The organism is Actinosynnema sp. NPDC059335 (assembly GCF_042752395.1).
Lineage (GTDB): Bacteria > Actinomycetota > Actinomycetes > Mycobacteriales > Pseudonocardiaceae > Actinosynnema.
The window spans coordinates 10,346-27,469 of the sequence record NZ_JBHYXZ010000122.1; the positions used below are offsets into that span (position 1 = coordinate 10,346).

Sequence of the window (17,124 nt, forward strand, 5' to 3'; positions counted from 1 at the left end):
CGGCGGAGGAGTTGGTGGTCCGGGGCGACGCGCCGTCGCTCGCCCGGGTCGCGCGGCCGGCCGGGCCCCGCGCCGGGGCGCGCGGCCCGCGCCCCGGTCGCGGTGGCCATGACGAGCAGGGCGGCGGGCAGCACCGAGCCCACGATCCTGAGCAGACGTCCGCGCACGTCCAGTCCTTCCCTCGAGACACCACTGCGTGAAGGCGGCAGGTCGCCGACGTTACGAAGGCGTTCCGAGGGATCACAGTCGGTGCTATTCTCATTACCTGCGAGTAACCTGGACCGCTTCGCCGGGGTGCCGCCATGACCGTTCCGCGCCGCAGCGACGCCCTGAGGAACCGGGCGGCGATCATCCGCGCGGCGGAGGAGTTGGTGGTCCGGGGCGACGCGCCGTCGCTCGCCCGGGTCGCGCGCCTGACCGGCCTCGGCCAGGCGACCGTCTACCGGCACTTCCCCGACCGCCGCACGCTGGCGCTCGCCGTGGCCCGCGAGCACCTGGCGCTGCTCGCCGAGGCCGCCCGGCGCGACGCCCACGACCCCGCCGCGTTCCGGTCGCTGCTGGGCGCGGTGATGGCCTACCAGGTGTCGATGCGCCCGCTGGTGGACGAGATGCGCCGGTTCCCCGAACCCGACCGGCGCGGGCACCTCCGCCGGCTGCTGGACGCGCTGCGCGGCCCGTTCGACCGGTCCCAGGCGGCCGGGCACCTCCGCCGCGACGTCGTGCTCAACGACGTGGTCGTCGTCCTGACCATGCTCCAGGCGGCCGTCGAGCTGACCCCCGACCCGCGCCGCGCGATCCCCGTGCTGCTGGACGGCCTGTTCCGGCCGCAGCCGTGAACCGGCCGCAGCCGTGAACCGGGTGCCGCCGAACGAGTTCACCCGTCCGCGTTACGGTGCCCGCCATGGTCTCGGTGCTGCTCGTCGAGGACGACCCGGTGGTGCGGTCGGCGGTGAGCCGGGCGTTGACCGGGCTCGGGCACGCGGTGCTGCCGGTCGGCACCGCGCTGGAGGCGCTGCGGGAGATCACCGGCGGCCGGTTCGACCTCGTGGTGCTCGACCTCGGCCTGCCCGACATGGACGGCGCGGACGCGTTGCGCATGATGCGCGGCGTGTGCGACGTGCCGGTCATCGTCGCCACGGCCCGCGACGACGAGGGCGAGATCGTCCGCCTGCTCAACGCGGGCGCGGACGACTACCTGGTCAAGCCGTTCTCCAGCGAGCACCTGGCCGCCCGGCTGGCCGCGGTGCTGCGCCGGGCGCGCAAGGACGCCGCCCCGGCGACCTACCGGATCGGCAGCCTCACCGTCGACCCCGACCGCCGCGAGGCCAGGCTGGACGGCCGCGAGCTGAACCTGACCCGCAAGGAGTTCGACCTGCTGGCCTACCTCGCCGCGCGGGAGGGCAAGGTCGTGCCGCGCGCGGAGCTGCTGGCCAACCTGTGGAACCTGCCCGGCCGGCACGACGACCAGACGCTCGACGTGCACCTGTCCTGGCTGCGCCGCAAGCTCGGCGAACGCGCCGCCCGGCCCCGCTACCTGCACACCGTGCGCGGTGTCGGGTTCAAGCTCACGGCGGCCGAGTGAGGAAGTCGCTCGCGCTCGTCTCGCTGGCCGTCACCTCGATGGTCGCGCTGGCGTTCCTGATCCCGCTCGCGCTGGTGGTGCGCCAGCTCGCCGAGGACCGCGCCCTGGCCGACGCCGAACGCCTCGCCGGCGCGCTCACCCCCGTCCTGGCGATCACCTCCGACCCGGCGACGGTCAACCAGGCGCTGCTGAGCACCGCCGGCCGGGTCGCGGTGCACCTGGCGAGCGGCGAGGTCGTGGGCGTGCCGGTGGCCACCGACGAGCAGTTGCGCACCGCCCGCGAGCAGGGCCTGGCGTCCACCGTCCCGGTCGCCGCCGGGTACGTGCACCTCCAGCCCGTGCTGCTGGACGGCGGCCGGGTGGCCGTGGTGGAGGCGTTCGTGCCCCGGGCCGCGCTGTCCCAGGGCGTGGCGAAGGCGTGGCTCGCGCTCGGCGGCGTCGCGATCGCGGTCGTGCTCGGGTCCGTGCTGGTCGCCGACCGGCTCGGCGCGCGGGTCGTCCGCGCCTCGACCGCGCTCGCCGAAGGCGCGCGGAGAATGGGCCAGGGCGACCTCGCCACGCGGGTGACGCCGAGCGGACCGCCGGAATTGCTCGACGCGGGCGCGGCGTTCAACCGGATGGCCGACCGGATCGGTCAGCTCGTGGCCAACGAACGCGAAATCCTGGCCGACCTGTCCCACCGCCTGCGCACCCCGCTCACCGCGTTGCGGCTCGATTCCGAAACGCTCGGCCAGGACCCCGGCGCCAACCGCGTGCGGCAGGCCGTGCACGCGCTCGAACGCGAGGTCAACGAGCTGATCCGGGCCGCCCGCCGCGAACTGGACGACCCCGACGGCGGCCGCTGCGACGCCGCCCAGGTCGTGCACGACCGCCTCGTGTTCTGGTCCGCCCTCGCCGACGACCAGCAGCGCCTGTGGAACCTGCGCGGCACCGAGCGGCCCGCCCCGGTCCCGCTCAGCCGCAGCGACCTCGCCGCGGCGATGGACGCCGTGCTGGGCAACGTGTTCCGGCACACGCCCGAGGGCGTCGGGTTCGTGGTGGCGCTGTTCCGGCGGCCCGACCACGTGGTGATCGTCATCGAGGACGCCGGCCCCGGCATCGAGGACCGGGAGGCGGCGTTGCGGCGGGGGAGCAGCGGCGCGGGCTCGACCGGCCTCGGCCTCGACATCGCGCGCCGGGCGGCGGAGTCGACCGGGGGTTCCCTGGTGGTCGACCGGGGGCCGCTGGGCGGCACGCGGGTCCAGCTCCGGCTCGTCCCGGCGGACGAGCCAGTCTGACCGCCGTTCCCTTTCCGGCACCTGATACGACCTTTAAATGTTCCTTAAATAAATCGCTGTTGACATTTCCGTGTGCCCGGATAAAGTCATTGTCGGAATTGCGGTCGGACGCGGCGCTCCCACCCTTGCCCGTTCGGCCCGTTCCCACTTCGGTGCGGCGACCGCCTGCGCTCCCCTGCGCTGAGCGCATTCGCGGTCGCCGCGCCCGAAATGCCGCCGAATGCAGATTGAGGTTTTCCGCGTGTCGCGCAAGAGCTTGGTGCTGCCCGTCGCCGCCGTCCTCGCCGGGCTGGCCCTGACCGGGTGCGAGCACCCGGACGGGATGGCCCTGATCGCGGCGAGCGCCAGTGCCACGATCCGCACCACGCCCGAACCCGCCGCCTGGCCGACGCCCGCGACCGCGCCGGACGGCACGTCGTCGTCCGCCGCGGCAGCCACGACGTCCGAGGCCCCGCCCGCCGCCACCACCACCGCGACGACGGCGACGACGACCGAGGCCCCGACCACCACCGAGCGGGCGGCGGCGCCGGAACCCGCCGAGCCGCCCGCCCCGGCCACGCCGACCAGGACCGAGGTCGAACGCGCCGAGGCCGCCGTGGTCGAGCTGACCAACGCCGCCCGCGCCGAGCACGGCTGCCCCGCGCTGGCCGCCGACGACCGGCTCGCCGCCGCCGCCCGCGCGCACAGCGCCGACATGGCCGCGCAGGACTACTTCGACCACGTCTCGCTCGACGGCCGCAGCTTCGTCGACCGGGTCAAGGCCGCCGGCTACCCCGCGCCGGGCGCGGAGAACATCGCCGCCGGCCAGCGCACGGCCGAGGCCGTCGTCAAGGGCTGGATGGACTCGCCCGGCCACCGCGCCAACATCCTGAACTGCAAGCTCAAGGCGCTGGGCGTGGGCATGGCCCGCGGCGGCTCCTACGGCATCTACTGGACCCAGAACTTCGGCTGGTGACCGTCCCGGTCGCCGCCGCCCGCCGGCAGCTCGTCCAGGATCAGCACGGTGTGGCTCGACGTCACGTCCGGCATCGTCTGCAACCGCGACAGCACCAGGTCGCGCAGGCTGTGCGCGTCGGGCGCCCGGACCAGCAGCACGAGGTCGTAGTCGCCGGACACCAGCGCGCCGTGCCACACCTCGGGGATCTCCATCACCCGCTGCCGCACGGCCTTCCACGAGTGCTGGCTGATCTTGAGGTAGACGTAGGCGGAGATGCCGAAGCCGTAGCGCTCGGGGTCGACGACCGCCGAGTACCCGGTGATCACGCCGTCGCGGTGCAGCCGCTCCACCCGTGAGTACGCGCTCGCCCGGGAGATGTGCAGCCGTTCCGCCAACGCCCGCATGGACAGCCGCCCGTCCGCCCGCAGCTCCTCCACGATGCGCCGGTCGAGCGCGTCGAGCGGTGCCGAATGTCCAGTGCGCGCCGTCATGTGGCGCACCATAACCCGCGTGCGCGGCCATTCGTCCGGATCGCGGCCCCGGATCTGGAACTTTGGCCGGTGTGAGCTGGACCATGCCCTCCGTCCCGGACCCGGGGACACCCGCCTTGAGACCACCCGCCTCGAGACACCCGGAGGAGCCCATGGCCCGCACCCGCGCGCCCGAGCGGACGTTGCTGCCCGGCGATGAACCGCTGTCGCTGCTGCGCAAGGACGGCACGCCGGTGGACGACTCGCCGCTGGCCATGCCCGACGACGACGTGCTCGTCGAGTTGCACCGCCGGATGGTCGTCGGCCGGCGGTTCGACACCCAGGCCACCGCGCTGACCAAGCAGGGCAGGCTCGCGGTCTACCCGTCGTCCCGCGGCCAGGAGGCGTGCGAGGTCGGCTCCGTGCTCGCGCTGCGCCCGCACGACTGGCTGTTCCCGACCTACCGCGACTCCGTCGCGCTGGTGACCCGCGGTGTGGACCCGGCCGGGACGCTGACCCTCCTCCAGGGCGGCTGGCACCTCGGCTACGACCCCTACGAGCACCGCGTCGGCCCCCAGTGCACCCCGCTGGCGACCAACACGCTGCACGCGGTCGGCTTCGCGCACGCGGCCCGGTTGAAGGGCGAGGACACCGCGGCGCTCGTGCTGCTCGGCGACGGCGCGACCTCCGAGGGCGACACCCACGAGGCGCTGAACTTCGCCGGCGTCTGGAAGGCCCCCGTGGTGTTCCTGGTGCAGAACAACGGTTACGCGATCAGCGTGCCCATGTCCAAGCAGAACGCCGCGCCGTCGTTGGCGCACAAGGGCATCGGGTACGGCGTGCCGTCGGTGCTGGTGGACGGCAACGACGCGGCGGCCGTGTACGCGGTGGTCCGGGACGCGCTGGAGGCGGGCGGGCCGACGTTGATCGAGGCGCTGACCTACCGGATCGAGGCGCACACCAACGCCGACGACGCCACCCGCTACCGCACGTCCGACGAGGTGGCGGCGTGGCTGGACCGCGACCCGGTCGACCGGCTGGAGGCGTACCTGACCGCGCGGGGCCTGCTGGACCCCGCGCGGCGGGCGGCGGTGGCGGCCGAGGCGGAGGACTTCGCGGCGTCCGTGCGGGCCCGGATGAACGCCGACGTCGTGCCCGCGCCCGAGGAGCTGTTCGAGCACGTCTACGCGACCCCGCCCCGGCACCTTCGGGAGCAGGCCGCGATGCTGCGGGAGGAGCTGGCATGACCGCCGTCCACGAGACGTCCGCGGTGTCCATGGCGGGCGCGTTGAACCGCGCGCTGGCCGACGCGTTGGCCGCCGACCCGACCGTGCTGGTGTTCGGCGAGGACGTCGGGCCGCTCGGCGGCGTGTTCCGGGTGACCGACGGGCTGGCCGCGCGCTTCGGCGAGGACCGGGTGTTCGACACGCCGCTGGCCGAGTCCGGCATCGTCGGCACGGCCATCGGCATGGCGATGAACGGGCTGCGGCCCGTGGTGGAGATGCAGTTCGACGCGTTCGCCTACCCCGCGTTCGAGCAGATCACGAGCCACCTGGCCAAGCTCCGCAACCGCACCCGCGGGCGGGTGTCGCTGCCGGTGGTGGTCCGGGTGCCCTACGGCGGCGGCATCGGCGGCGTCGAGCACCACTGCGACTCGTCGGAGGCGTACTACACGCACACGCCGGGGTTGCGGGTCGTCACGCCCGGCACGCCCGACGACGCCTACCGGCTGCTGCGCGACTCGATCGACTCGCCGGACCCGGTGATCTTCCTGGAGCCGAAGCGGCGGTACTGGGCGAAGGGGCCGCTCGACGCCGGGCCGTCGATCGGGTTCGACCGGGCCCTGGTGCGGCGTGAGGGCCGTGACGTCACCTTGATCGCGTACGGGCCCATGGTCGCGACCGCGCTGGAGACGGCCGAGGCGGCCGCGGAGGAGGGCCGGGACGTCGAGGTCGTGGACCTGCGGTCGTTGTCGCCGTTCGACGACGAGACCGTGTGCGCCTCGGTGGCGAAGACCGGGCGCGCGGTGGTGGTGCACGAGGCGTCCGGGTTCGGCGGGTACGGCGCGGAGGTCGTGGCGCGGGTGACCGAGCGGTGCTTCCACCACCTGCACGCGCCGGTGCTGCGGGTGACCGGGTTCGACATCCCCTACCCGCCGCCCAAGCTGGAGGAGCACCACCTGCCCGGCGTGGACCGCATCCTGGACGCGATCGACCGGCTGCAGTGGGACGACCGGGTCGTCGGGGGCTACCGTGCCTGACTTCCGGTTGCCCGACCTGGGCGAGGGGCTGACCGAGGGCGAGATCGTGAGCTGGCTCGTGTCGGTCGGCGACGCGGTGACCGTCGACCAGCCGGTGGTCGAGGTGGAGACGGCGAAGGCCGTGGTGGAGGTGCCGTGCCCGTTCGAGGGCGTGGTGAGCGCCCGGTTCGGCGAGCCGGGGGAGAAGCTGGCGGTCGGGTCGGTGCTGCTGACCGTGGGCGAGCCGGAGCCGGAGCCGGAGTCGTCGGAGTACTCGGGCAACGTCCTGATCGGCTACGGCACCTCGACCGCCCCGCGCCGCCGTCGCCGCCGCGAGTCCCACGTTCGGAACGCGGGTGTCCTACGTTCGGAACACCCGGGTTCAACGCTCGGAACGCCGGAACCGGCCCCGCTCGCGCCCGCGGTCATCTCGCCGTTGGTGCGGCGGTTGGCGCGGGAGAACGGGCTGGCGCTGGACCGGATCGCCGGCACCGGACCGGGTGGCGTGATCCGGCGCGCCGACGTGGAACGCGAACTGGCCGCCCGCGCCACGGCGACGACCGCCCCGCCTTCTTCCGCCGCGACACCGTCCGGGCTCAACGGGACGACGGCCGCGCTCAACGGAACCCCGACCACCCCCGCCCCGGTCGCTCCCGCCGCAGCCGCCGCGACGGCTCCCGCCGCGTCCGCCCCGGCGGCCGGTCGGCGCATCCCGTTGCGCGGCCTGCGGGGCGCGGTGGCGGAGAAGTTGGCCACGTCGCGGCGGGAGATCCCCGAGGCGACCGTGTGGGTGGACGTCGACGCCACCGACTTCCTCGCCGCGCGGGCCGCGATGCCGTCGGTGTCCCTCCTGGGTCTGCTGGCCCGGTTCACCGTGCTGGGCCTCAAGAAGTTCCCCGAGCTGAACTCGCGCGTCGAGGGCGACGAGGTCGTGGTGCTGGACGAGGTGCACCTCGGCTTCGCCGCCCAGACCGACCGGGGCCTGGTGGTGCCGGTGGTCCGGAACGCGCAGTCGCTGACCACCTCCGGACTGGCGTCCGCCATCGCGGCCCACACGGCGTCGGCGCGCGAGGGCAGGCTCACCCCGGCGGACCTCACCGGCGGCACGTTCACGGTCAACAACTACGGCGTCTTCGGCGTCGACGGCTCGGCCGCGATCATCAACCACCCGGAGGCCGCCATCCTGGGCCTCGGCCGCATCATCGACCGGCCGTGGGCGGTGGGCGGCGAACTCGCCGTGCGCAAGGTGGCGCAACTGACGCTCGCCTTCGACCACCGGGTGTGCGACGGCGGCACGGCGGGCGGGTTCCTGCGGTTCGTCGCCGACTGCGTCGAGTCGCCGGTCACCGCCCTGGCCGAGTTGTGACTCCCCCGGGTGGCGGGAGCGGCCCTCCCGCCACCCGGCCGCAAACCCGCACGACGATCGGGCGCGGGTTTCGTAGATTGACCCCGTGACCAAGCCCGACTACCCCGTCCGGACCCGGCGCCTCACCCTGCGCCCCTTCACCCTCGACGACCACGCCGCGCTGCACTCGTGGATGTCGCGCCCCGACGTCGTGCGCTACCTCTACGGCGAGGCCCGCACGCCCGAGGAGACCGCCAAGAGCCTGGCCCTCAAGGCGGCGGTCGCGTGGCCCGAGAAGGAGGGCGACCACCTGGCGCTGGCCGTGGAGCACGACGGCGAGGTGATCGGCGAGGCCGTGCTCAAGTGGCTCAGCGAGGCGCACCGGCAGGGCGAGGTCGGCTACATCCTGCACCCCGACCACCACGGCCGCGGCTACGCCACCGAGGCCGCCGCGGCGATGCTCGACCTCGGCTTCACCCACCTCGGCCTGCACCGGATCGTGGCGTCGTGCGACGCGTTCAACGAGCCGTCGTGGCGGGTGATGGAACGCCTGGGCATGCGCCGCGAGGCGCACTTCCGGCACGGCGAGATCTTCAAGGGCGCGTGGGGCGAGGAGTTGATCTACGCGATCCTGGAGGACGAGTGGCACCGGATGGCGGACAGCCGGTGGCGGCCCGACGGCGCATGATGGCCGGATGCAGAGGTTCATGGAGGACAGCGGCGCGTACGAGCACTGGTTGGCGCTCAACCAGGACCAGTACGTCATCAACGCCGAACGCAGCCTGAACCCGGCCAACCTCGTCCTGCACCGCGCCTCCTGCCGCACGATCAACGGCACCCCGGCCCGCGGCGCCACCTGGGTCGGCAGCTACGTCAAGCTCGTCGGCGGCCGCGCGGAACTGGAGGCCGAGCACCCGACCGCCCGCCCGTGCCGCCTGTGCCTGTGAGCCGGCCGTGCCGCGACTCGTCTGGTACGTCGCCTACGGGTCGAACCTGCACGCCGAGCGGTTCGGCTGCTACCTCGCCGGCGGCACGCCGGTCGGCGCGACCAGGGGCTACCCCGGCTGCCGGGACACCAGCCCGCCGCTCGCCACCCGGGCGGTGGAGATCCCCGGCGGGATCTACTTCGCCACCGAGTCGCCCGTCTGGCTGGGCGGCCGGGCGTTCTACGACCCCGACCTGCCCGGCACGGCGGCCGCCCGCGCCTACCTCGTCACGGCCGCGCAGTTCGCCGACGTGGCGGCCCAGGAGATGTACCGCGACCCCGGCGCGGACCTCGACCTCACCGTCGTCCTCGCGGACGGCCGACACGTCCTGGGCCCCGGCCGGTACGAGACGCTGCTGCGCCTCGGCGAGCACGACGGCCACCCGGCGCTGACGTTCACCGCGCCGTGGAGCGCCGCCGACGTGGCGCACACGAAACCCTCGGCCGGCTACCTGACCATGCTCGCCACGGGCCTGGTGGAGGCGCACGGCTGGCCCGTCGACCGGGTCGCCGACCACCTCGCCCGCCGCACGCCGTTCTGGACCGCCGCCGACATCGCCGCGCTGCTCAGCCCGGAGGCGGACCCCACTCGTAGGTGCTGACCAGGCAGCACTCCTCGAAGCCGAATCGCCGGTAGATGCCGATGCCCGACGGCGACGCGGTGAGGACCGCGACCCGGTACCCGGCGGCCGCGGCCTCGTCCAGCACCCTGGCGGTCAGGGCCGTGCCCAGGCCGAGGCGGCGGTGGTCCGGTCGCGTCACCACGTAGTGCACGGCGGCGACCCCGGCGGCCAGGAACAGGTACGCGGTGGCGGCGGGCCGGCCGCCCAGCCGGCCGACGAACATCCGCAACGACCCGTCCGGCCCGTACGGCAGCGCCGAGTAGGCCCGGTACCACGGCTCGGTGACCTCGGCGGGCGCCCCGCAGCCCCACACCGACACCCAGTCGCGCACCCCGTCACGGTCGGTCACGGGCCGGATCGCCAGGTCCGCCACGGCCGGCGGCGCCGGGCGCGGCCGGGTCAGGTCCAGCCACATGCCCGGCTCGTCCTCGACGTGCCGCAGGCCGTGGCCCGTCAGCACCCGAGCGGCGTCCGGCGGTTCGGGGCGCAGCCCGGTCTCCCAGTGGAACGGCACGCCCCGCGCCCCGAAGTGGGCCCGCACCACCGCCACCGACCCGGCGAACCCCTCGGCCCCGACCCGCGACGGGCCGTTGAACACGCCGTCCGGCAGTCCCGTGTCCACCCACCGCACACCGGGCCGCTCGTGAATCGTCGCGCCGGGCACCGCGGCCAGCAGCTCGGTGAAGGCGGCCTTGCTCGCGTCCAGCGCCGCGGTCGCGCGCGCGGCGTCCGCGTCCGGGAGGATCCCGTCCATCAGTCCCGCGCCACCACGGCCTCGAGGTTGCCGTCGTCGCCGGCCACGCACGACGCCTCCCGCGCCGTCGTCGCCAGGAACTCCGACATGCACCGGCCGAACTGCGCGTAGCCCCGGTCGTTGGGGTGGAACGACTCCTGCAGCGCGTGCCGGGCCCGCGCCTCGTCCCGCAGCCCGTCGAAGTCGACGGTCAGCCGGGTGAACCACTCCTCCTCGGGCTTCCCGCCGCCCGTGCACGCCTCGCGGTCCTCGCCCGCCTTCGACAGGTCGAGGAACCGCGCCCCGGCCGCCCGCGCCGCCGTCCGCAACCCCTCGGACAGCTGCTCGACCGCCTGGTCCCGCACCCACTCCAGGTCGCCGGTGCGCAGCGGGCACCCCGACAGGTTCTGCAGGTCGAACGGGAACCCCGGCGCGACGGGCGCGGCGTAGGACTGGAGCACCAGCGTGTACGAGCGGGGCGTGTAGCCCTCGTCCTGGAGCACCTGGCGGATGTCGCGCAACGCCCGCTCGACCTTGGGCGTCATCCGCTCGACCCGCGCCTTCCACTCGTCGGCCATGGCCTTCGCGCAGTCGTTGCGGCGCTCGATCCACGCCCGCAGGCACGCGCCCAGCACGTCGGCGAACCGCGGGTCGTCGTTCGCGCCCACCGCCACCACGACCGCCGACACCCGGTACTCGCGGGCGATGGCGGCCAGCCGCCGGGCCTGCGACCCCTCCGTGTTGCGCACCTGGTCGGTGATGCCGACCTGCTCGGAGTTGGCGCCCGAGCAGGCCAGGTTGAACACCTTCTCCACGCCCGCCATCCGGGTGTGGTGCACGGACGCCTTGGTCGACCGGTGGCACCAGTTGTCGTTCTCGCCGTTCGTGCCCGGCTCGTACGAGCCCGCGCCCTCGCCCGACATGGTGCTGTCGCCGAGCGCCACGATCGCGCGCGGCGCGTCCCGCCCCGGCCCCGGCAGCGGGGGGTAGGGCGAGTCGCTGACCAGCAGCACCAGGGCGACGAGGGGGAGGACCAGGGCGACGGTCAGGAGTCGGCGGCGCATCGACGCCTATCCTACGGAGACCCGTCCGCCGCTGAGCACCACCGTGCGGTCCGCCGCCCGGTGCACCTCGTCGTGGTGCGTGGCGACCAGCACCGCCGCGCCCTCGTCGGCCGCCCGGCGCAGCACCCGGACCGCGATCGGCCCGGTGCGCTGGTCGAGGTGCGCGGTGGGCTCGTCGGCCAGCAGCACGGCGGGCGAGCCGATCACGGCCCGCGCCAGCGCGGCCCGCTGCTGCTGCCCGAACGACACCTCGCCCGGGTACCGGTCGGCCAGCTCCGCGACGCCCAGCTCCGCCAGCAGCTCCGTCACCCGGTCGAGCGCGCCGCCGGTGCGGCCGAGCCGGATGGGCAGCGCCACGTTCTCGGCCAGCGTCAGCTCGCCCGCCAGCCCCAGCGCCTGCGGCAGCAGGGCGCACACCTTCCACGACGGCGGCGACGTCAGCACCTCGCCCGCCATCTCCACCGTGCCCGCGTCGGCCCGGTCGAACCCCGCCAGCACGGCCAGCAACGCGCTCTTGCCCGACCCGGACGGCCCGGACAGCGTCACCAGCTCGCCGGCCGCCACCTCGAGGTCCACCCCGCGCAGCACGTGCACCGGCCCGCTCGCGTGCCGGAACGTCCGCTCGACGCCCTTCGCCCGCAACGCCGTCATGCCACCAGCACCCCGTTCCTCAGGTCGTACCGGGTGTCCGCCAACGCGATCAGCCTCGGGTCGTGCGAGGCCACCACGACCGGCACGCCGCGCCGGGTCAGGTCGGCCAACGTCTCCAGCACCAGGTCCGCCGACGTGGCGTCCAGCTGCGAGGTCGGCTCGTCGGCCAGCACGACCGCCGCCCGCCGGGCCAGCGCGCACCCGAACGCGAGCCGCTGCTGCTGCCCGCCGGACATCGCCGACACCTTCCACGCGGCCGTGCCCGGCAGCCCGAGCTGCGCCAGCAGCTCGTCCACCGGGGCGGTCCGGCCCGCCGCCTGCGCCGCCGCGCGCAGGTTCGCGCCCACGTCCAGGTGGCCGATCAGGTTGTCCCCCGGGTTCTGGAACACCAGCGCGATGTCACGTCGCCGCAGCGCCCGCCGCGCCCGTGACGACAACCGGGCCGTGCCCATGCCGCGCAGCTCGACCCCGCCGCGCGTGGGCCGCTCCACCAGGCTCAGCACCCGCAGCAGGGTCGACTTGCCCGACCCGGACGGCCCGGCCAGCACGGTCATGCCCGTCGCGGGCACGTCCAGCGACACGTCCGTCACCGCGGTGACCGCGCCGGCGGGCGTCCGGTAGTCCACCCCGACGTCGCGCAGCCGCAACACGTGCTCACCCACGGATCAGCTCCCCGATCTTCGCCGAGCGCACCGAGCGCACCGCGATCCACGCCGCCACCAGCACCACCAGCACGCTCCCCGCCGCGGTCGCCACCAGCAGCGGCACCACGTCCGGCACCTCCGGCGACGGGGCCAGGCGCGGCGCGGGGTCCAGCCTCGGCACGGTGAAGCCGCTGCTCACCGCGCTCGCGGCCAGGCCGACCACGACCGCCGCCGCGGCCACCGCGCCCAGCTCGAACAGGTGGCTGCGCAGCAGCGCCGCCGGTCCCAGGCCCATCCGGGTGCTGAACGCGCCGGACAGCGCGTTCTGCCGCCGCCGCACCTCGACCGCCAGCAGCAGCGCGATCGACGCCACCACGGCCAGCACCGCGCCCAGCGCCGTGACGAACCCGAACGTCCACTGGATGGTCAGGAACGGCAGGCCCTGCACGGCCTTCTCCTTCTCGCCGACGTTGCGGTACTTCACGCCGGCCTCCGCGAGGGACGCGGTCAGCTCGCCCAGCGGTCTGGTCGACCACACGTACCAGGAGCCCACGTCGTCGCGGTCCTCGATCCGGTCCACCGGCACGACCCAGCCGGACCTGCCGAGCTTCGGGAACGACGGCACCCACGCGTCCGGGTCGATCGCCGGCAGCCCCGGCAGCCGCACCTCGCGGCGCGGCACGTCGCCGACCCGCAGCGGCTCGGCGAGCAGGGCGGGGTCGACGTCGGACGGGAACGCGCCGTCGCGGAACGTGCGGGGGTCCACCACCAGCGCGGTCCGGTCGTACTGCTCCACGAAGCCGACGATGGTGGAGTTGCCGCGCAACGCCTCCGGCAGCTCGGTGGTCTCCGGCTCGACCTGGGCGTAGCTGTTGGCCCCGGTGAACATGCCGGACTTCACGTCGAGCGCGGTCCGCTGGGAGCCCGCGATGGCCGCGCCGACGGCCATGGTGCCGACGGCCAGCACGCCCACCAGCAGCACGCCCGTCACCGGGCCCGCCGCGGCGGCCAGCCGCCGGATGGCGAGCTGCGCGGCGGGTTTCGACCACAGCCTCGCCCGGTGCGACAGGGCCAGCGCCCACTTCGCCGACCGCGCGGTCAGCAGCGCCGCGGTCAGCACGACCAGCAGCGGGAACGCCAGCGCGGCGGCGTCGATGCGCGGCAGCGCGCCGATCTTGCTCGTGGTGGCCAGGCCGCTGTCCTGCACCCGCTGCCACGCCCACACCGCGAGCCCCGCGCTGACCAGCTCCCACGGCAGCGCGGTCAGCACCGCCCGCACCCGGTTGCCCCGGCCCGAGCCCTGGAACGCCCGGTGCGTCCGCAGCGCGGCCGTGGCGAACGTGACCGCGAGGCTCGACGCCACGACCACCGCCACGGCCAGCGCCGCCGTCGTCCCGGTGCCGGGCGGCAGCACGTCCGAGGGCGCGTACCCGGGCAGCAGCAGCCGCGCCAGGCCCAGCCCGCCCACGCCGCCGACCACCAGCGGCAGGCCCAGCTCCAGGACACCGCGACCGCCCAGCGCGAGCGGGCCCGCGCCGCGCACCCACAGCAGGCGCAGCTCCGACTGGCGGCGCTGCGCCCACTGGACGGTCACCGTGGCCACCCCGGCCAGGCCGATGAGCAGGCTGATCAGGGTCAGGCCGAGCACCGCGGAGCGCACGTTCACCACCGTCTGCCGGGCGTTCTCGACCGGCAGCACCAGCGGCGACACCATGCGGTTGAACCCGGGCGCGAGGGGCGCGACGCGCTCGGTGCCCTCGGCGAGCAGGGCCGCGGCCTCGTCGACGGTGCGGGGCACGTCGGCCGGGAAGCGCACGGTCACGTCGGTCACGCCGGCGATCTCGGGCGGCAGCGCGGCGAACGCCTCGGCGCTGGGCAGCCACACCACGGCCGTGGCCAGCTCGTCGCGGTCCAGCACGTTGGGCACGATGAAGTGGCGCTCCGAGCACCACCACTCGGGCAGCGGGTCGAGCACGTCGGCGTAGATCGCGGTCACCGGTGGCAGCCGGCCGCCCATCCCGCGCCCGCCGAGCCGCACGCCGACGGTGTCGGCGATGCTCTTCGGCACCCACAGGCCGTCCTTGCCGCCGCCTTCGAGCACCTTGAGGTGGTCCGTCGCGCCGGGCCGGTACCCGAACTTGGCCTCGGTCGGCGGGCCGCCGAAGTCCGCCCGCTGCTCCCGCACGTAGGCGCCGATCAGCGGCTCCCGGTCCGGCACGGCCCGCCTGATCTCCTCGATCGCGCGGGGCACCTCCGCGTGGGCGACGCCCGTGGCCTCCAGCGACGGGTGCAGCGCCTGCTCGCACAACCGGCTCTGCTGGTAGTCGATGGCGGCGCTGCCCGAGGCGGCCGAGTGCATCACGGCGGCGGCCACCACGAAGCTCAACAACACCGCGGTGACCACGCTGACCAGCAACGTCAGCGGACTCGACAGGGCCGCGCGCGGGGCGGCTCGCCACGGGATCTGCACCTGCGCACGGTAACCGGCGACCACGCGGAACAGGAGGATTTTTCCGAACGACGTTCATACCCCGGACAACCTCCGGACAACGCGTCCGGTTGTCCGGAGGCCGCCCACGAACCCTGACAACGTCACCGAACCGGGCGCGCCGGTCTCAGCGGCCGCGCCCCGTCTTCTCCTGCAACCGGTCGATGAGCTGCGACGCCTCCACCTTCGTCAGCCCGTCCGGCACCTCCTCGCCCGCCTCCTGCGCCAACGTGTGCAGGTAGGACTCCTGCGGACCGGTCATGGGCTCGTCGCCGGTCGTCCAGTCCCGCGGGTCCTTCTCCGGGTTGCGGTCCATCGCGGCTCTCCTTCCTCGAACGCCCGTTCGAGGTACCCGCTCCGGCGGCCCTTGACACACCCTCGCGTGGTCTAGTCCAATTTCGGCACCTGGAGGCCGCCACCGCTAGGAGGAGACGATGTCGCGCAGGGTCCTGTTCGCCCGGGTGGCGGCGGTGGCGGCGTTGGTGGTGGCAGCGGCCGCGGTCGGGTTCGCGCCCGCCTACGCCGCGTCGGTCACCGCCACGTTCACGAAGACGTCGAGCTGGGAGACCGGCTACACGGCGCAGTTCTCGATCAGGAACGAGACGAGCGCGGCGATCACCGGCTGGAAGGTCGAGTTCGACCTGCCCGCCGGCACGGCCGTCGGCGCCTACTGGGACGCGTTGCAGACCACCGCGTCCGGGCACTACACGTTCACCAACCGCGAGTACAACGGCAGCGTCGCGCCCGGCGCCACGGTGACGTTCGGCTTCAACGCCTCGGGCACCGCGAGCCCGGCCAACTGCAAGCTCAACGGCGCGTCGTGCGCGGGCTCCCCGACGACGACCACCACCACCACCACGACCACGACGACAACGACCACCACCACGACGACCACGGGTCCGACGACGACCACCACCACGACGCCGCCCACGGGTCTGCCCAAGCGGGTGCTGGTCGGCTACCTGCACGCGAGCTTCGCCAACGGCTCCGGGTACATCCGCATGAAGGACGTCTCCGACGACTGGGACATCATCAACCTGTCGTTCGCCGAGCCCACCTCCGCCACGTCCGGCGACCTGCGCTTCGCCCAGTGCCCGGTGGCCGAGTGCCCCAACGTCGAGTCCGAGGCCGAGTTCATCGCGGGCATCCGCGACAAGCAGGCCAAGGGCAAGAAGGTGCTGATCTCCATCGGCGGCGCGAACGGCCAGGTGCAGCTGTCCACCACGGCCGCGCGCGACGCGTTCGTGCGCTCCGCCTCGGCGATCATCGACAAGTACGGCCTCGACGGGCTCGACGTCGACTTCGAGGGCCACTCCCTGTCGCTCAACGCGAACGACACCGACTTCCGCGCGCCGACCACCCCCGTGATCGTCAACCTCATCCAGGCGCTGAAGACGCTGAAGGCCCGGTACGGCGCGAAGTTCGTGCTGACCATGGCCCCGGAGACGTTCTTCGTCCAGGTGGGCTACCAGCACTACGGCGGCGGCAGCGGCGCGGACCCGCGCGCGGGCGCGTACCTGCCGGTGATCCACGCGCTGCGCGACGACCTGACCCTGCTGCACGTCCAGCACTACAACTCCGGCCCGATCATGGGCCTGGACGACCAGTACCACTTCATGGGCGGCCACGACTTCCACGTGTCCATGGCGGACATGGTCCTCGCCGGGTTCCCGGTGCGCGGTGACGCCACCAAGGTGTTCCCCGGCCTGCGACAGGACCAGGTGGCGATCGGCCTGCCTGCGAGCGTCAACGCGGGCAACGGCTTCACGTCCGTGGCGGAGGTCCAGCGCGCGCTCGACTGCCTGATGAAGGGCGCGAACTGCGGCACGTACAAGCCGAAGGCCGTCTACCCGAACCTGCGCGGCCTGATGACGTGGTCGGTCAACTGGGACCGCCACAACAACTTCGAGTTCTCCCGTTCGCACCGCGCGTACCTGCCGAGGTAGCCGGGCCGGGCCCCCCGGCCGAACCCCCGCGGGGGCCCCCGCGAAAGGCCCCCCCCCCGCGGCCCCTGGGCGGGGGGGGTGGGGGGCCGTGACCCCCCCCCCCCCGCCCGGCGGCGGGGCGCCCCCCGGGGGCGCCCCCC

18 protein-coding genes are annotated in these 17,124 nt (G+C 74.3%); 11 read left to right on the forward strand and 7 right to left on the reverse strand.

From position 1 onward, the window contains the following. Window positions 1-302: 302 nt before the first annotated feature. From ACFXGA_RS29705 to ACFXGA_RS29720, 4 genes are all read left to right on the forward strand, one after another. Window positions 303-836 (forward strand): TetR/AcrR family transcriptional regulator, encoded by a 534-nt coding sequence (locus ACFXGA_RS29705; RefSeq protein ID WP_378093515.1) that lies wholly within the window; start codon window positions 303-305, stop codon window positions 834-836. Between the two features lie 65 nt (window positions 837-901). Then, window positions 902-1,582 (forward strand): response regulator transcription factor, encoded by a 681-nt coding sequence (locus tag ACFXGA_RS29710; protein ID WP_378093517.1) that lies wholly within the window; start codon window positions 902-904, stop codon window positions 1,580-1,582. Further along, window positions 1,579-2,859: an ATP-binding protein gene (locus tag ACFXGA_RS29715; RefSeq protein ID WP_378093519.1), complete on the forward strand. Its 1,281-nt coding sequence runs from the start codon at window positions 1,579-1,581 to the stop codon at window positions 2,857-2,859. The genes ACFXGA_RS29710 and ACFXGA_RS29715 overlap by 4 nt, the downstream gene beginning before the upstream one ends. A 241-nt stretch (window positions 2,860-3,100) precedes the next feature. Beyond that, window positions 3,101-3,814 carry a CAP domain-containing protein gene (locus ACFXGA_RS29720; protein WP_378093521.1) on the forward strand — a complete coding sequence of 238 codons (714 nt, stop codon included), beginning with the start codon at window positions 3,101-3,103 and terminating at the stop codon, window positions 3,812-3,814. On the opposite strand, the gene ACFXGA_RS29725 is transcribed toward ACFXGA_RS29720, so the two are convergent. Further along, entirely contained in the window at window positions 3,787-4,287 is a 501-nt protein-coding gene (locus ACFXGA_RS29725) for an Lrp/AsnC family transcriptional regulator (protein WP_378093524.1), read from the reverse strand. The genes ACFXGA_RS29720 and ACFXGA_RS29725 overlap by 28 nt on opposite strands. A gap of 152 nt (window positions 4,288-4,439) precedes the next feature. Between ACFXGA_RS29725 and ACFXGA_RS29730 the strand changes: the two genes are divergently transcribed. From ACFXGA_RS29730 to ACFXGA_RS29755, 6 genes are all read left to right on the forward strand, one after another. Next, a complete protein-coding gene (locus ACFXGA_RS29730) occupies window positions 4,440-5,513 on the forward strand; it encodes a thiamine pyrophosphate-dependent dehydrogenase E1 component subunit alpha (RefSeq protein WP_378093526.1) in 1,074 nt (357 codons plus the stop codon). Next, window positions 5,510-6,526, forward strand: coding sequence for an alpha-ketoacid dehydrogenase subunit beta (locus ACFXGA_RS29735; RefSeq protein ID WP_378093528.1), 1,017 nt, complete (start codon window positions 5,510-5,512; stop codon window positions 6,524-6,526). The genes ACFXGA_RS29730 and ACFXGA_RS29735 overlap by 4 nt, the downstream gene beginning before the upstream one ends. Further along, window positions 6,519-7,871 (forward strand): dihydrolipoamide acetyltransferase family protein, encoded by a 1,353-nt coding sequence (locus ACFXGA_RS29740; RefSeq protein ID WP_378093530.1) that lies wholly within the window; start codon window positions 6,519-6,521, stop codon window positions 7,869-7,871. Before ACFXGA_RS29735 ends, ACFXGA_RS29740 begins: the two co-directional genes overlap by 8 nt. Before the next feature lie 85 nt (window positions 7,872-7,956). After that, window positions 7,957-8,538, forward strand: coding sequence for a GNAT family N-acetyltransferase (locus tag ACFXGA_RS29745; RefSeq protein ID WP_378093532.1), 582 nt, complete (start codon window positions 7,957-7,959; stop codon window positions 8,536-8,538). A gap of 7 nt (window positions 8,539-8,545) precedes the next feature. Beyond that, window positions 8,546-8,797: a hypothetical protein gene (locus ACFXGA_RS29750; RefSeq protein ID WP_378093534.1), complete on the forward strand. Its 252-nt coding sequence runs from the start codon at window positions 8,546-8,548 to the stop codon at window positions 8,795-8,797. A 7-nt stretch (window positions 8,798-8,804) separates the two neighbouring features. Then, window positions 8,805-9,437, forward strand: coding sequence for a histone deacetylase (locus tag ACFXGA_RS29755; protein ID WP_378093536.1), 633 nt, complete (start codon window positions 8,805-8,807; stop codon window positions 9,435-9,437). Here the strand turns inward: ACFXGA_RS29755 and ACFXGA_RS29760 are convergent. From ACFXGA_RS29760 to ACFXGA_RS29785, 6 genes are all read right to left on the reverse strand, one after another. Further along, the gene (locus tag ACFXGA_RS29760; protein WP_378093538.1) at window positions 9,403-10,212 is read right to left on the reverse strand and encodes a GNAT family N-acetyltransferase; all 810 of its coding nucleotides are present in this window, start codon (window positions 10,210-10,212) and stop codon (window positions 9,403-9,405) included. The genes ACFXGA_RS29755 and ACFXGA_RS29760 overlap by 35 nt on opposite strands. Then, complete coding sequence (locus ACFXGA_RS29765) at window positions 10,212-11,255, reverse strand: GDSL-type esterase/lipase family protein (RefSeq protein ID WP_378093540.1); 1,044 nt, start codon at window positions 11,253-11,255, stop codon at window positions 10,212-10,214. The genes ACFXGA_RS29760 and ACFXGA_RS29765 overlap by 1 nt, the downstream gene beginning before the upstream one ends. Before the next feature lie 6 nt (window positions 11,256-11,261). Then, the gene (locus ACFXGA_RS29770; protein ID WP_378093542.1) at window positions 11,262-11,906 is read right to left on the reverse strand and encodes an ABC transporter ATP-binding protein; all 645 of its coding nucleotides are present in this window, start codon (window positions 11,904-11,906) and stop codon (window positions 11,262-11,264) included. Continuing rightward, a complete protein-coding gene (locus tag ACFXGA_RS29775) occupies window positions 11,903-12,568 on the reverse strand; it encodes an ABC transporter ATP-binding protein (protein WP_378093544.1) in 666 nt (221 codons plus the stop codon). Before ACFXGA_RS29775 ends, ACFXGA_RS29770 begins: the two co-directional genes overlap by 4 nt. After that, window positions 12,561-15,020: an ABC transporter permease gene (locus tag ACFXGA_RS29780; RefSeq protein ID WP_378093546.1), complete on the reverse strand. Its 2,460-nt coding sequence runs from the start codon at window positions 15,018-15,020 to the stop codon at window positions 12,561-12,563. Before ACFXGA_RS29780 ends, ACFXGA_RS29775 begins: the two co-directional genes overlap by 8 nt. A gap of 145 nt (window positions 15,021-15,165) precedes the next feature. Next, window positions 15,166-15,354, reverse strand: a complete 189-nt coding sequence (locus ACFXGA_RS29785; RefSeq protein ID WP_378093548.1) for a DUF3072 domain-containing protein — start codon at window positions 15,352-15,354, stop codon at window positions 15,166-15,168. Window positions 15,355-15,472: 118 nt separating this feature from the next. On the opposite strand from ACFXGA_RS29785, the gene ACFXGA_RS29790 reads away from it, so the two are divergent. Next, on the forward strand, window positions 15,473-16,984 hold the full coding sequence (locus ACFXGA_RS29790; RefSeq protein ID WP_378093550.1) for a chitinase: 1,512 nt from the start codon (window positions 15,473-15,475) through the stop codon (window positions 16,982-16,984). Window positions 16,985-17,124 lie beyond the last annotated feature (140 nt).

Coding starts and splice junctions, on each gene's coding strand:
- ACFXGA_RS29705 (WP_378093515.1), top strand. CDS start 303: ATGACCGTTCCGCGCCGCAGCGACGCCCTGAGGAACCGGGCGGCGATC.
- ACFXGA_RS29710 (WP_378093517.1), top strand. CDS start 902: ATGGTCTCGGTGCTGCTCGTCGAGGACGACCCGGTGGTGCGGTCGGCG.
- ACFXGA_RS29725 (WP_378093524.1), bottom strand. CDS start 4,287: ATGACGGCGCGCACTGGACATTCGGCACCGCTCGACGCGCTCGACCGG.
- ACFXGA_RS29730 (WP_378093526.1), top strand. CDS start 4,440: ATGGCCCGCACCCGCGCGCCCGAGCGGACGTTGCTGCCCGGCGATGAA.
- ACFXGA_RS29735 (WP_378093528.1), top strand. CDS start 5,510: ATGACCGCCGTCCACGAGACGTCCGCGGTGTCCATGGCGGGCGCGTTG.
- ACFXGA_RS29750 (WP_378093534.1), top strand. CDS start 8,546: ATGCAGAGGTTCATGGAGGACAGCGGCGCGTACGAGCACTGGTTGGCG.
- ACFXGA_RS29760 (WP_378093538.1), bottom strand. CDS start 10,212: ATGGACGGGATCCTCCCGGACGCGGACGCCGCGCGCGCGACCGCGGCG.
- ACFXGA_RS29765 (WP_378093540.1), bottom strand. CDS start 11,255: ATGCGCCGCCGACTCCTGACCGTCGCCCTGGTCCTCCCCCTCGTCGCC.
- ACFXGA_RS29770 (WP_378093542.1), bottom strand. CDS start 11,906: ATGACGGCGTTGCGGGCGAAGGGCGTCGAGCGGACGTTCCGGCACGCG.
- ACFXGA_RS29785 (WP_378093548.1), bottom strand. CDS start 15,354: ATGGACCGCAACCCGGAGAAGGACCCGCGGGACTGGACGACCGGCGAC.
- ACFXGA_RS29790 (WP_378093550.1), top strand. CDS start 15,473: ATGTCGCGCAGGGTCCTGTTCGCCCGGGTGGCGGCGGTGGCGGCGTTG.